Below are 13,867 nucleotides of genomic sequence, written 5' to 3' on the forward strand. Positions count from 1 at the left end.
CCGATCAACATGCGATTTAAAAATATACATAGTGTCCTGATACAGAAAAGGTGTGAGGAACAAGGCATCAGCTGTGAACTTCTGGTGCCTGGGGATGAAGAGATTTTTGTACTGCAAAAAGGAGACCGTAAAATTTTCATCAACCGTGGCGTGTCTCCACATGTAAGCCATATGGCAGCTACCATTTCAGAAAACAAGTTGGCCACCAATACTTTGCTTCACAGCCACGGGATTCCTATTCCTGAATTTATGTTCTGTGCTAATCTTCAAAAAGATGCCAGATCATTTCTGGATAAACATAAACCTTTGGTAATTAAACCTTTCGACACCAATAAGGGTGTTGAAATCCACATGAATATCTCCAATCAAGAAGAATTGGAGCATGCTTTCTTAAATGTACGAAAAGTAAGTAGCCATGCCATTCTTCAGCGTCAGGCAGCAGGTAAAGATTACCGGATTTTACTGATCGGAGATGAGCTTGCTGGTGTGCTATTAAACGAATGGGCTTATGTAACCGGCAATGGAAAAGATGAACTGGAACAGCTGATCGAAACTGAAAATGATAAAAGAGAAACAGAGGGCACAGCCGTTTATGATCGGAATTTTAAAATGCTTTCTCCAGTTCCGATGGAAGATGTAGCACGGGCACTAGCATTACAGGGGTTGAATTTTCAGTATATCCCCGGCGAAGGTGAAAAAATTTACATCAGCTATTGTGGAAACGGATGGGCAGGTGCACTGGCAATTGATAAAACAGAAGATATTCATCCAGATAACCTTCAGCTGGCCAAGAAAATAGCAGCGGTATCCGCCATTGATGTAATTGGGATAGATCTCAGATGTGAAGACATTGCGATATCTTATAAGGAGTCTGCATTTGCAGTAATCGAAGTGAACATACGGCCCAGCATGGTCGATCACGAGTATCCTACCGAAGGAAAACCCCGACGTGTGGTTTCGCAATACCTTGATTATTTATTTAAACAAGCCCATCATGAATAACTCAGCCCAACAATTATACTCCCCTATTTTGCCGCAAACTGAAACAGCAGGTTACGCTCAAGCTTGTCAGGAAGTGATGCAAAGATTGCTTTATGCCCTAATTCATGAAAGTTCAGATCAGCGGCAGCTTATTTTAACCACTGTTAACGATCAGTTTAAAGTAAGGCGGATTGTTCTTCCTTCCAATGGTGGGGTTTTAACCTGCATAGAAGCAAATGATAGGAATATCACGGTTTATTTATCAGTGGTATTACTCAGAAATGATGGTGATTTAACAGAGCTTGATGTGATGGCGCTGTTGAACTGCATACTGGATTTATGGAAAACAGAAGATGCCTGTAGCAAAAAAATCAGGGCTGAAATCAATAACTGTTTAGATCATCTGGCTATGGCATTTGATCATGAAGCAGAACATGCAGATCAGGTCAACCACTACATTAAAGCAGCAATTTTAGCAAAGCAATCTGTTTTTCAGCAACGGGAAACATTATTAAATTCAGAAATCATACCTTTTAAAGGGCATCCCATCCATGTTTGCGCCAAAACCAAAATGGGATTTTCCAGGGAAGATGTATTAGCCTACAGTCCGGAATTTTCGCCGAAGGTTAATTTACAGTTCCTAGCTGTACATCGATCACATCTGGTGCATTCGGATGAAATTGATATCTGGACGAAATACAGTGCTGAACGGTTATCACATAAACAAGCTGAGGATTACCTGATTATGCCGGTTCACCCCTGGCAGTACGAACATGTTATTTTGAAAGCATATAAAGCGCATATAGACAGTGGGGTTTTATTTAAACTCGAAGATGAGGCGATGCAAGTTCTACCCACCTTATCCATGAGAACTGCATTTTTACCGGCCACTGCCAACCAGCCATTCTACCACATCAAGGTTCCTATCAATGTTCAGGCTACCAGTGTTAAAAGATCCTTAACCCTCCGCGATTTATATAACGGTATTGAATTTAGTAAACTGATTCCGGATATGGCTCAGAAAATCCCCTCCATAGCTAATAAACGTGGAAGAATGATCAGTGACGTATGTGCGGCGCATCTTAAAATTCAAGGAGAAACAAATCCAGGCCTGTCTTTTCTTTTAAGAAATGATCCGATCAACTATTGTTTACCAGGAGAAACCATGGTTGTTGCAGCGGCTTTAACACACTCCACTAAATTACACCCAAGTCCACTCCTTTGTCAGTTTATTGATCAGTCCAAATTATCAGTGGAAATTTACCTGGATCAGTTGATTGACACCCTGTTAACCATGCCGTTAGAAGTATTTCTTCTTGAAGGTATCGCCCTCGACCTTCACGGACAAAATACCATGATCGTTTTTGATGAATCTCATCAGGCATGCGCACTGGCTTACCGGGACCTTGGCAGTGTACAAGTGGTAGAAACTTACCATTCCTTGAACGACCAGAAACACCTTTTTTACGGAGAAACGTCAACTTTTATGAACTACAGAGATACGGTTAGCGAACTGATGCATACACTTTTTAATAACCTTATCGGTGGCATTATTAGTTGTACGGCCAGTGCCTATGCAATACCTGAGCAGCAGATTTGGAGAAAAGTTAAAGAAACCAGTATCCGCATCATCCAAAGTTGTAAAGTACCTGACCAGGTAAAGAATGACTTTTGCGGAATGCTTTTTAGTCCGACACTGATGATAAAACCCTTATTGAGAATGCGCATTGCAGAAAAAACTTTATATCAGGCTATTCCTAACCCAATGTTCAATATCAGCTAATGGCTATATTTCTTAATAAAAAAGCAGAAAACAACCTGGCAGATCAAGATCTGTCAGGTACATTTTATCCTAAATTTCTGATCTGTTCATTTATCGGTGCATTGGGCGATTACATGACGCTTTCTGCACTGGGATGGTATATTGTAGATTCGGTAGGATCTGCAGAAGTATTAGGCTGGGTATTTTTTGCGAGAACAGTTCCTCGGTTTTTCATGAGTTTTGTCGGCGGTTATTTTGCCGACCGAATGGACCGTAGAAAGCTGATTATTGGAGTATATTCCGGTTTAATGATTACGACAGGTTTGCAAATTTTAGTGATCTGGAACCTATCTGATTTACACTGGATCTATATCGTAGCGGTTGTTTTTTTACGGAATGTTTTTGACAGTGCAGAGCCCAGTATCAGAAATGCATTGCTGCCAGATATTGTTAAAAAGGAAAACATCGCAAAGGCAGTTGGTTTTTATGCATCCAGTTTAAACCTCGCGGCTATTTTTGCTCCGGTTTTAGCCGGATACTTGCTATCAGTTATGACCATCACACCTTTGCTTATTGCAGATTTTTGCTCACAGATACCCTCTTTTCTAATCCTTTTTTTGCTCCCTGCCATACCCATCCACAAAGAGGACACCAGTAAGGGGCCTGTAAAGAAAGGCTACATTTTTGCGATTTCTTATATCAGGCAATCTCCTGTTTTGCGCAATAGCTTAATATTGAGTGTTACACTCATGTTTTTTCTTTTTCCATTTGGGGCTATGCTTCCGCTACTGGTAAAAAATACATTCCATTTAGATGCAAAATCATTTGGGGTAATTAGTGCTACGGAAGCCTTTGGTGCGGTACTTGGTGGACTCTTACTAAAATACATCACTCAAGATCACCTGCTCCGGTTATGGCCGTGGATGGGAATGCTTTCTTGCTTTTTCTTATTTTTATTGGGCTTTGCAGGCAATTCGCTATCCCTTTTTCTAATCATTTTTGCCTTAGGATTAATGAGTCAATTGTTCAGAAGCACAGGCCGCAGCATCTTTCAGCTCAACACACCCACAGAAATCAGGGGAAAAGTGATGTCGGTATTAATTTCAGACAGTGGCATTGTTTCTTTGGGGATCTTATTTTTTACGTTGATCACCGGTAAACTATCTGTTGGTTTTGTTTATAGCTTAATGGGCTGTTTAGGATTTCTATGCTGCTTAGCCAGCTATATGTTTTTATTTAGAATTAACCGAAAACTCAATATCAATTGAGGGTGAGCCATTTTACCAAAAACAATCAAATTTCTTTATCAATTTTTCACCTTACCTGGTGGAACGGAAAATTTATTTTTAAACGCATTGCTAAAATGTTGAACAGAAGAATAGCCCATCTGAAATGCAACAGACTTTATCGGTATACCCTGAAGAAGGAGCATTTTAGCATGGTTCAATTTGTGATCGCTTAAATAGCCAAAAATGCTCTTATCAAACATGCCCTTAAAACCTTGCTTAAGCTTAAATTCATTAATGCCACATATCTTAGCCAATTCAGCAATAGAAGGCGGCTGGTGAATATGCTCTATCAGGTAATCTCTTGCAAAAAAAATGCAATCTTTATCATAAGCAGATGGCAAGGATATATTCTGATTAGTCATTGCCTTTTCAAAGGATTCGGCCTGAAGCACCAGCAATTCTGTACATTTAGATTCAATGTATAGGAGTTTTAATCTACCAGTGTAAGTACAATTGAGGATATCCTGCATGCAGTTTTGCATGGCCCAGGTAATGGGCAAATCTTGTTCAGCAATCTGTGCATAACGTCCACTATCCAGGTGATCCGCTAAAATCTGAAGCGCCTTATTTGAATTTTCTGCCAGTTGTAAAAACTTTTCTTTCGAAAAATGTACTTCAAAAAAACGATAATTTTGCTGCGTATCATATTCCCCTGTACCATCCAGTTCAGGCATATAGATAATATTTTGTTGATTAGAACTAAAGTGATACCGCTGTTGGTTTACCTTATTATATATCGTTCCATTTCCAGATAGCGTAAAACGCAACTTAACCATATCTGGTACATCATTAGCGGGACTAAAATAAAGTTGATGTCGTTTAAATAAAATATCTCCGTAAACAATATAAAGATTGGGAGTAGTTATTTGAAATAATTCAGCATCACTGAATGAAAAATGGTATTGGTCTTTGCTTTCTTTAATAAATTGCTTCTGATCTGGAAACTGCTCAAAACTTCCTCCAACATTTTTCCAGGCTCCATAGTCTTTTCCAACATTAATCCCCATATTGACAATAATCATAAAAAAAAAGGAATTCTGACGAAACGATTATCAAAATTTACATTTCTTGTAAAAAAAAATCCTTTTTGTGTAAATCCCTTCGCAAGCCAATATCCACCTTTGCCGAACGATTAAACTCGAAAAATTAACGCCCCTAATAGATTTTTTGAGAAAAGGGTACAAAACAATATGGATAAGCCAATCGATTATATAAAAACCAGTAAACAAAAGCCGGATTTTAAAAACAACAGCAGAAGGAAGAAAAATCCTGACATCCAACAAAAGAATCAAAATATCATCTTCAAAACTATAGAGGAATTAAAGCTGACAGATCATTCTTTTGTTATGGAATTTGATTATCAACACATTAAACATTTACCTTTTCTTTTTCGGCAGGTTAAAGGGATCAGTTATGCTGGAGTTAGCTTTTCGGATAAGTTGATGGAAGAAATTTCTTCATCCCAGGCCTTGAAATTAAATGAAGGCCATGCAGAATTTATCAGTACAAAGGAAGGTGAAAAATTAAAATTTGAAAGCAATTTTTTTGATTGCTGCTTTACGGTCAATACCATCTATTTTTGGAGTGATCCAGTAAGTACCTTCAAAGAAATTCATCGCGTATTGCGCCCGGGTGGAACATTTAACCTGTCGTTCATCGAACAAAAATCTGGAAAAGATCTTCCCTGGACACAGACCGATTTCACTTTCTACACAGTTAATCAACTGAAAACTTTTTACAGGACCGCTGGTTTCGGAGATCTTGAAGTGAAACAAATGACCGAAGAAGTAATGGCTCAGGATGGACAGAAAATAGTCAGACCCTTTGTACATATTATCGGAAGAAAATAGAGTTTTTTTTGCTTTCTTGTTAATTACTTTATCTTAAACTGAAGAAGTTTGCTCAATCGACTTACGAAGTTTCAACGTGATCGTGCGCAAGAAGAACTTCGTCAGTCTAAATGTAGAATGAAAGCTTGTTAGAAGCTTTACCTAAACTGGCGATTTTTGCTACCTCTTCTGCCCTTTGAAACTTCGCAAGTTTGCACAATCGACTTATGAAGTTTCAATGGGATTGGTGTGCAGTAAGAACTTTGTCAGTCTAAATGTAAATTTGAAAGCTAGTTAGATGCTTTACCTAAACTGGCGATTTTGCCACCTATTCCGGCCTTTGAAACTTCGCAAGTTTGCTCAATCGACTTAAGAAGTTTCAACGGCATCGTGTGCAAGAAGAACTTCGTCAGTCTAAGTGTAAATTTTGAAGACATTTATACAGTAAAGTTTCACCAATCTTATAACTAATCCCAAACTACAGATAATTGTATTTTTTTAAATACTAAAATGAATAAAAGTAAAAATACATATAAAAAAAGCTCTATTACTTTTATTTATATCTTTTTACTACAATATAAAAAATCTCATTAATTGCAATAAAAAAATCATCTTCACTCAATTCATAAATATTTTTTTCAAATTCTAAATTCGTGCAGATTTAATCTTAAATCTGAACGAATTTACCGCTCTTTTTAAGAATAATGCTTGTTTTTCAAACATCAAATCAGCGTAGAAAATTAATCGTAAATATTGTTGAAATTTAAGATTTGATATGGTTATTCTTCTAAGAGCAGGCCAGGAGAAATATTTAAGGCAGCTGCGATATCGAAAATAATCGATACATTAGGGTTCACTAAGCCCCTTTCCATTCTACTAATCTGAGAATAATCAACATCAATCAGGTTAGATAATTCTTCAATTGTAAGTAATTTTAGTTTTCTGTATCTTCTTATATTTTTAGCTAGAATCGATATCCCCCGTTCATTGCGTTTATGCTTCCCTTTCATCAACCAGCTTGACACAATTTTAATGCAAAGATTATTATCTGCAATAAAAAGAAAATATTTATTTTAAAATAGGGATTAAAATCCCTATTTTTATTCCTCAAAGCTTTACGTTTTTATAGTCTATTCCTAATCTATTATAATGAATGCACATTTAAAGTGGGACTTTTTTTTTTACAAATGTAGATTTTACACCCGGATTTTATGCTGATTTTATTTGTCTTCCAGTCTGTTTTCTAAACGAAAATTTATTAGTAAAACTATCGGAAAATCTTTTACATCCGATTCAACGAAAAACCTAAATACATCATATTTCCAGTCTTTAATAATGGAAAAGAATCTCATCAAAACAACAACAGATATAGGAAATTATCACAAACGTTGAAAACTTAGAATTTAGATGTTTTATTTAAAAGAAGTAAAAATGAATATAGCTAAGGCTAGAGCTTTTTTAAAAATTTTCGGAGCGTTTAGTATGAGCCGACATGCATTGAAGCAAGTATACCGACATACTAAACTCGTTAAAATAAATCCCGGTGAACAGCTATCCTTCCCTGATAAAAAAGATGACGACCGAATTTTATTCACGATATATGGCATACTCAATGGTTTTTTTATCCATGAACAAAATGAAAGAATAAATATTTGGCTAGGCCATAGTGGAAGTATCATTAAACCTTCTGAGGTTAAGGCTATACTCCCTGAGGCATTTTTCATTGAAGCGATAGAATATACTGAAGTACTTGAAATTAGTCAGAGAAAGCTGGAAGAAATAGGCCTTTATTTCCCTAATATGGAAAAGCATATGATTGAACACATCTTTCTAAAGATGATTCAGGATACCAATAACAGAAATACGCTGTTTCGAATGTGCAACCACACCTCCAGATTTAATTATTTCTGTGAAATTTATCCTGGACTGGAGAAAAAGTTACCAAAAGACCTTTTAGACACTTACATTCGCCCATCTACTTTGTAATCAATTTGTCTCCACAAAAAAACCGATGTCGTTAAACAATCGGCTGAACTAAGAAAACTAAAAATTAATCCTTAAAAAATATAAAACCTTTTAAAACAACGATAACATTTAAACCGCCTTACGGGAACAAATGTTAATACGGTTCCGAAAATAAATCCTCTCTTCACTCTATAGGTTTCAGGATTTTTACATTTCGGGCATTTATGCGTAGCGGCACTCAATTTTGTTTGGTTTAATCAGGGATGGAAACTATTATGCAAACATAATATCTCTTTAAAAAATTAGATAAGCATGTAGATATACTCATGATATTAGTCGATGAATGAACGAAAAACATCGTTTATGTTAAATAATTGTGATGCTATTATGCATTTAATATTAAAATTTATTTCCATCTGCTTTTGATAAATAATAAGTGCTTCTCTAAATATCAATTGGGGTTTAACTTACGTTAATGGGATATGAAACTTCAAAAATTTTTACTCGTTACCTTGTTAATCATTGGCAGCGACCGCGTATTTGCACAATCAACTTCTCCATCATCTACCATGAACCCATTGGAAAGTAACAGAAAAAAAATAGATTCTTTAGATCAGCAACTTATTGAGCTATTGGGGCAGCGTGAACTTGTAGTGAAAGAAATAGGGATTTATAAAGCAAAGAATAACATCCCACCTTTGCAGGCTGCACGCTTTCAGCAGGTACTGGAAAAAAATATAGCAGCAGGTAAAAAGCATGATTTATCACCAGATTTTGTAACCGAAATTTTTAATGCCATTCATAAAGAAAGCTTAAGAAAGGAAGAGGAAATAAAATCAAGCCATTCCGGGCAATAAGCTCATCCAACTTGATGATTGATGTCCAATAAATCATGATTTTATTGAACATCAATCAGGTTTATTTTTAAGTAGTATTTAATAACTGGCTACTGTTTTTGGGCAGAAATTTCTACTGTCCCACTAATTAGTGATTTACCTTTAACTTTTAATACCATACTGCCTTGTTTGTGTGTAGACTGGACAAGGATTACGAGTTTTCCGCTAAAAAGTTTCATTGTTGGCTTATCAAACATTTCAAGTGAAGTGGCATCGCCGTTACAAACCGCTTTAAAAATTCCATCACCCTTTACTTCAAAACCCAACCTGTTGTTGGCTGTAGGGCAAGGATTTCCATCTTTATCCACCACTGTTGCAGTAACGAAAGAAATGTCCTTTCCATCAGCGGTTAATTGTTTACGATCTGGATCAAGCACAATGCGATAAGGTTTACCTGCGGTTGTTTTCGTTTCCTCTGCAACAGCTTTACCATTTTGATCATAGGCCACTACTTTCAAAGTACCAGGTTCGTATTTTACATCCATCCACATTAAACGGTAACGGTTTTGAGGCGTAGCCTTATTTTTCTTTTGCACACCTAAGCTTTTGCCATTTAAAAAAAGTTCAGCACTTTCATAATTGGTATATATAAATACAGGTGTGGTTTGCCCTTCCCTACCTTCCCAATTCCAGTGTGGGAGTAAGTGTAAGGTTGGCTTTTCTGTATTCCATCTGCTTCTGTATAGGTAATAGCGATCTTTTGGAATCCCGGCTAAATCACACATACCAAAATAGGAACTTCTTGAAGGCCAGCTTTCATCATACGGTGTAGGTTCACCCAGGTAATCAAAACCTGTCCATACAAACTCACCGATTACCCAAGGCTTATCGTCCTGCATCACAAAGTCATCATCTGGTACATTAGACCAGTCGCAACATTCCAGATCATAGGATGAACTTTGGAAATCGGGATAAGTTTTATTCTTAGCTTGTACAACAGGAAATTTATAAATCCCTCTTGAACTTACTGTTGAAGCAGTTTCAGAACCCAATAACATCCCTTGAGGAAATGCTTTATAGGCTTCATCATATAAATGAACCCTGTAGTTTAAACCCGGAATATCCAGCAAGGCACCAAAACCAGAAGCCATCGTGGCTTTTACCTGGTCCATGCCTACCGTTACCGGACGTGTTGGATCTTCCCTGTGGAAAATTTCCTGCAGCCATTTTGCCCGTTTCACGCCTTCAGCTCCAAATTGATCTGGTACTTCATTGCCCGAACTCCACATTACAATGCAGGGATGGTTTCTGGTGGCTTTCACTAAATTTACAATATCCTTTTCTGCATCTTGCTGAAAAAAGCGGTGATAACCATTTTCTACCTTTGGCTTTGCCCATTCATCAAAGGTTTCGGCAAGGAACATGAAACCAAGCTCATCACATAATTCCAGTTGCTCTAAAGATGGCATATTGTGCGAACTGCGAATGGCATCACAACCCATATCTTTTAAAATCATCAATTGTCTACGCAATGCAGCAACATTAACGGCCGTGCCCAGCGGACCTAAATCATGGTGCAGGCAAACGCCCTTAAACTTTCTAACCTTTCCATTTAAACTAAAGCCTGTTCCGGCAACGTAACTGATCGACCTCACGCCAAAACGCGTGGTTACTTCATCTAAAAGCTTATTCCCATCATATAACCCGGAAATAGCCGTGTAAAGATTGGGGGTTTCTGGACTCCATAAATTTGGATTTAATAGTTTAATATTTTGATCAGCTTCATTGCCAAAGTATGTTTTTGCTGTATCTGTAGCGACCAATTTCCCTTGGCCATCTAAAATCCTGGTGATCAGTTTGGTTCCAGGAGCAGAAAGTTTGGTTTTGATGTTTACCTTGGCGAAATCTTTGTTTACCTCTGGCGTAGTAATGCTTACACCCCACTGTTCAATATTTTCTTTATTTTTGGTAATCAACCGAACATTGCGGTACAAACCCGCACCAGGATACCAGCGTGACGATTTTGGCTGGTTACTCAGGTGAACAGCCAACACGTTTTTCTGACCTGCTAAAACATGATCCGTAATGTCTATATAAAAATAATTGTAACCGTAATTCCATTCGCCTACTTTAACACCATTTAAATACACTTTTGGTTCACTCATTGCCCCATCAAACTGCAAAATTATCTGCTTATTTTTTGCGCTGGCAGGCAGGCTGAACGTATTGCGATACCAGGCTTCGCCAATGTAGGGCAATGCGCCTGTACGGCCAGTTTTCTCACTTGGCTTTGATTCACCGTTTTGCACGATGGCCACCATTTGCTTGTCAATTTCCTTATCAAAAGGTCCTTCTATTGCCCAGTCGTGAGGCACGGTGACAGTTTTCCACGCCCGGTCATTAAAATCTTTTGCAAATGAGGCTTCGTTTTTACCTTTTAAAAACTTCCATCCGTCAGTAAGCAGTTGTTCGGTTCTATTTTGTGCAAATGAAGTAAACGTAACAGTGAATAGGAAAAAGATGATCAGCGTACTTTTTAAGGAATAAATTTTCATAAGGGATCAATGTAATTGAATATGGTTTTATGCTAAAATGGAGGTAATCGCTTATTTAAAGTAAACAGATGATATGGTTAAGTTAACGGGTTGAATTTTGTCGCTATAACCAAAGGTAACTTCCAGTTTTTCGATTAGGTTTAAATCAAAACTGGCTTTTGTTGGCGATTGATAATATAAAGGTAGGAAACCAGGATATGGCCGTGGCAATAACAATTGCTGGTCTGCTTTCAGCTGGTTTAACGGAATCTCTATTTCTCGGAAATCGGGATCAGCCGAAATCTCTTTTGAAAAGAAATGTGCATCGGCATCAATTAGACCCACTTTCACTTTTGCATTTTTAAGGTTTGATTTCATTCGGATCACCAATGTGCTCATGCCCGATAAGTCAGTCATTCTTCCCAACAGGTAATCTTTAATAAAACTTTGAAATCCCATAATAGCTGCCTTTTCTGGCGCATTCATCGAAAGCTTTAATTCCAGGTTTAATGGATTTTCATTTGAAGTGAATTCCATTTTATTATTCTTCCAATCTGGATTATAAATATTGATGTTATTCCTGTCTTGCTCGGAGTTAAAGATTTCCAGATGAGCATTTTTTGCAGCTACATAAGTCTGGTAGCTTTCAGTTTCCAATTTATCCCATGCATAGGGATTACCTATAACATTCCCTGGAAAAGTGCGGTATTTTCCATCTGCCTGATGAACCATAACCTGATAATTTAATAATCCTGGTTTTAGCATTTCGGCAGGAACAATCGCACTGAACTGGTAGGAATCAATTTGTTTTAAACCGATACTTTTCCATTGGCCAAGCGCATTGTTCAATTCCACATAAACAGAATCTTTTTGATGAAGACCAAAAATCTCCATTTTAAGCTCAAGATCTACATTTTCACTCGCTGTTTTTAAGGATTGATGTTTGACAAAAACACCTTTCAAGCTAGCCTTCGGTGCAACGAAATCGCCAAGGAAGATATTTTGATAGGCATCCTTAGCCTTCCATAATGATTTTACCCCTTTCTTTATGAGCAAATAACTTCCAGGCGAAATATTGAATCGACCAGTCTTAGTTTGGGCAGTATACTGATTACCAGTATTTAAGCCTTTAATTTCAAATGCTCTTCCCAGATCTTCAAGGTGAATATCCATTGCTGAATTTTTCCAATCAATTTGTGTGACCATTTTTTGAGGCGAGGCTTTTGCAAAAGGATCATCAACCGGAATCGCATCAGGCATCACTTCCAAACGCCAGATCCCATTGGCAACCTGATCAATAAAATAAGCGCCATTGCCTTGATATTGAACTACAGGAGAACTGCCTACACCTGCAATATGTTGAAGCTTCTGCGCATTAACTGGTTTAGAAACGGTAGAATTGGAATAATAAAAAGCATCTGCCGTATTCATTTCGCTGAGTGCTTTTTTATAATCGAGTTTAAAAGCACTAAAACTGGTTTCACTATCCGGCTTAAATGATCGGGGAAGTTGATGAAATGCTTTGGAGGCGATTAATAAACTAATGGCTTTTGAAGGCGTATAAGCCAGATTTAAATAATGGGTTTGGTACTCGGTATTGGCATAAGCAGTAGCCATTGGATCATAAGCAAACTGTGTAGCCCACTGGAAACCTGCTGCCCTAAAACTTTTCGCCATTGCAGGATACATGATGGGTGTCATCACATCACCTGCATCAAATTCATACACTACTTTTGCACGGTTGGCGAAGTTCGGAATCGTATCAAATGGAATGGGATAAGCTGCTACATTTGGCAGAAAATTACCTTTTAACGTATGCCCGGCTACCAAACCTGTTGGGTACCATTGAAAACTATGCCCCTGAACATCTGCCTTAACAATAGCCGCAGCATATTTAGGCGATTCACTGATGTTATAAAAAACAGGCTTGGTCCACCCTGTGCTTTTAATGGCGTTTACCATTCTGTTGATGTATTCTGTTGTGCGGCCAGGTGCGCCACTATGCTGTGGTTCATTGTTCACTTCGGTTGCCAGAATATCAGCATCTTGCTGATAGGTTAACCCAGTATATGGATTTTTATGTTTGAAGAACTGTTTCAGGTAATTTTCCTGAGCCTTAAAAGCCGCTTCATTAATTAATGCATCATGCTTTCCGTATTTACTGGAAAAACTTCCGGTACGCTCATCTTTTTCAGGGTATCCGTTTCCCCAGAAGGCAATGGGTGTAACCAATGTTTTAATTTTTCTCTTTTTCAGCTCCGCCAGCAAAAAATCGAACAGGCGTAAATGTTCATTGTTTAGCAGATTCCCTAATGAATCTGAAATCTCCGTATCCCATACATGTACCCTAAAGGCATCTAAACCTAAGCGGGAAAAATGGTAAACATCATCTTTAATAGCCTGTTCTGCAGTGATGCCCGTTTTCAAAATAGCCCGATTGCCATAGGCAAAGGGCGCTGTATAATTGGTGCCGAAAAAGGCAGCTTCCTGATCATTCTTTTCCCAGCGGATCACCCCTTTTGCATCTACATAAATGCCTTGCTTATTTTGTGCCCGAACAAAGCCAGACATCAAAATAAAGATCAGAATAAATAAATATTGTTTATTTAAAATCATGGAAGAAGTTTTTGGTCAACGTATTTTTTTTATAACCACTCCACCCTTGGGTCAC

At 37.7% G+C, this 13,867-nt stretch carries 10 protein-coding genes; 6 read left to right on the plus strand and 4 right to left on the minus strand.

Features of this window, described 5'->3' with window-relative positions:
- Positions 1-9: 9 nt before the first annotated feature.
- The 3 genes from EV200_RS12535 to EV200_RS12545 are packed head-to-tail and all read left to right on the plus strand — an operon-like array spanning position 10 to position 4,011.
- Entirely contained in the window at positions 10-1,002 is a 993-nt protein-coding gene (locus tag EV200_RS12535; RefSeq protein WP_132533080.1) for a hypothetical protein, read from the plus strand.
- Positions 995-2,764, plus strand: coding sequence for an IucA/IucC family protein (locus EV200_RS12540; RefSeq protein ID WP_132533082.1), 1,770 nt, complete (start codon positions 995-997; stop codon positions 2,762-2,764). Before EV200_RS12535 ends, EV200_RS12540 begins: the two co-directional genes overlap by 8 nt.
- Positions 2,764-4,011: an MFS transporter gene (locus tag EV200_RS12545; protein WP_132533084.1), complete on the plus strand. Its 1,248-nt coding sequence runs from the start codon at positions 2,764-2,766 to the stop codon at positions 4,009-4,011. The genes EV200_RS12540 and EV200_RS12545 overlap by 1 nt, the downstream gene beginning before the upstream one ends.
- A gap of 38 nt (positions 4,012-4,049) precedes the next feature.
- On the opposite strand, the gene EV200_RS12550 is transcribed toward EV200_RS12545, so the two are convergent.
- Complete coding sequence (locus EV200_RS12550) at positions 4,050-5,054, minus strand: helix-turn-helix domain-containing protein (RefSeq protein ID WP_132533086.1); 1,005 nt, start codon at positions 5,052-5,054, stop codon at positions 4,050-4,052.
- 168 nt (positions 5,055-5,222) lie between these two features.
- Between EV200_RS12550 and EV200_RS12555 the strand changes: the two genes are divergently transcribed.
- On the plus strand, positions 5,223-5,882 hold the full coding sequence (locus EV200_RS12555; protein WP_132533088.1) for a class I SAM-dependent methyltransferase: 660 nt from the start codon (positions 5,223-5,225) through the stop codon (positions 5,880-5,882).
- A gap of 758 nt (positions 5,883-6,640) precedes the next feature.
- Here the strand turns inward: EV200_RS12555 and EV200_RS12560 are convergent.
- Entirely contained in the window at positions 6,641-6,871 is a 231-nt protein-coding gene (locus EV200_RS12560) for a helix-turn-helix domain-containing protein (RefSeq protein ID WP_132533090.1), read from the minus strand.
- Between the two features lie 421 nt (positions 6,872-7,292).
- Between EV200_RS12560 and EV200_RS12565 the strand changes: the two genes are divergently transcribed.
- Both EV200_RS12565 and EV200_RS12575 read left to right on the plus strand, forming a co-directional pair.
- Entirely contained in the window at positions 7,293-7,847 is a 555-nt protein-coding gene (locus EV200_RS12565; RefSeq protein WP_132533092.1) for a cyclic nucleotide-binding domain-containing protein, read from the plus strand.
- Between the two features lie 461 nt (positions 7,848-8,308).
- On the plus strand, positions 8,309-8,683 hold the full coding sequence (locus EV200_RS12575) for a chorismate mutase (RefSeq protein ID WP_132533096.1): 375 nt from the start codon (positions 8,309-8,311) through the stop codon (positions 8,681-8,683).
- An 89-nt stretch (positions 8,684-8,772) separates the two neighbouring features.
- Here the strand turns inward: EV200_RS12575 and EV200_RS12580 are convergent, their stop codons facing one another.
- Positions 8,773-11,217, minus strand: a complete 2,445-nt coding sequence (locus EV200_RS12580) for a DUF4982 domain-containing protein (protein ID WP_132533098.1) — start codon at positions 11,215-11,217, stop codon at positions 8,773-8,775.
- A gap of 51 nt (positions 11,218-11,268) precedes the next feature.
- Positions 11,269-13,812 (minus strand): membrane or secreted protein, encoded by a 2,544-nt coding sequence (locus tag EV200_RS12585; RefSeq protein WP_132533100.1) that lies wholly within the window; start codon positions 13,810-13,812, stop codon positions 11,269-11,271.
- Positions 13,813-13,867 lie beyond the last annotated feature (55 nt).

This window comes from Pedobacter psychrotolerans, from assembly GCF_004340665.1.
Lineage (GTDB): Bacteria > Bacteroidota > Bacteroidia > Sphingobacteriales > Sphingobacteriaceae > Pedobacter > Pedobacter psychrotolerans.

Coding starts and splice junctions, on each gene's coding strand:
- EV200_RS12580 (WP_132533098.1), bottom strand. CDS start 11,217: ATGAAAATTTATTCCTTAAAAAGTACGCTGATCATCTTTTTCCTATTC.
- EV200_RS12545 (WP_132533084.1), top strand. CDS start 2,764: ATGGCTATATTTCTTAATAAAAAAGCAGAAAACAACCTGGCAGATCAA.
- EV200_RS12540 (WP_132533082.1), top strand. CDS start 995: ATGAATAACTCAGCCCAACAATTATACTCCCCTATTTTGCCGCAAACT.
- EV200_RS12535 (WP_132533080.1), top strand. CDS start 10: ATGCGATTTAAAAATATACATAGTGTCCTGATACAGAAAAGGTGTGAG.
- EV200_RS12575 (WP_132533096.1), top strand. CDS start 8,309: ATGAAACTTCAAAAATTTTTACTCGTTACCTTGTTAATCATTGGCAGC.
- EV200_RS12565 (WP_132533092.1), top strand. CDS start 7,293: ATGAATATAGCTAAGGCTAGAGCTTTTTTAAAAATTTTCGGAGCGTTT.
- EV200_RS12560 (WP_132533090.1), bottom strand. CDS start 6,871: ATGAAAGGGAAGCATAAACGCAATGAACGGGGGATATCGATTCTAGCT.
- EV200_RS12555 (WP_132533088.1), top strand. CDS start 5,223: ATGGATAAGCCAATCGATTATATAAAAACCAGTAAACAAAAGCCGGAT.
- EV200_RS12550 (WP_132533086.1), bottom strand. CDS start 5,054: ATGATTATTGTCAATATGGGGATTAATGTTGGAAAAGACTATGGAGCC.
- EV200_RS12585 (WP_132533100.1), bottom strand. CDS start 13,812: ATGATTTTAAATAAACAATATTTATTTATTCTGATCTTTATTTTGATG.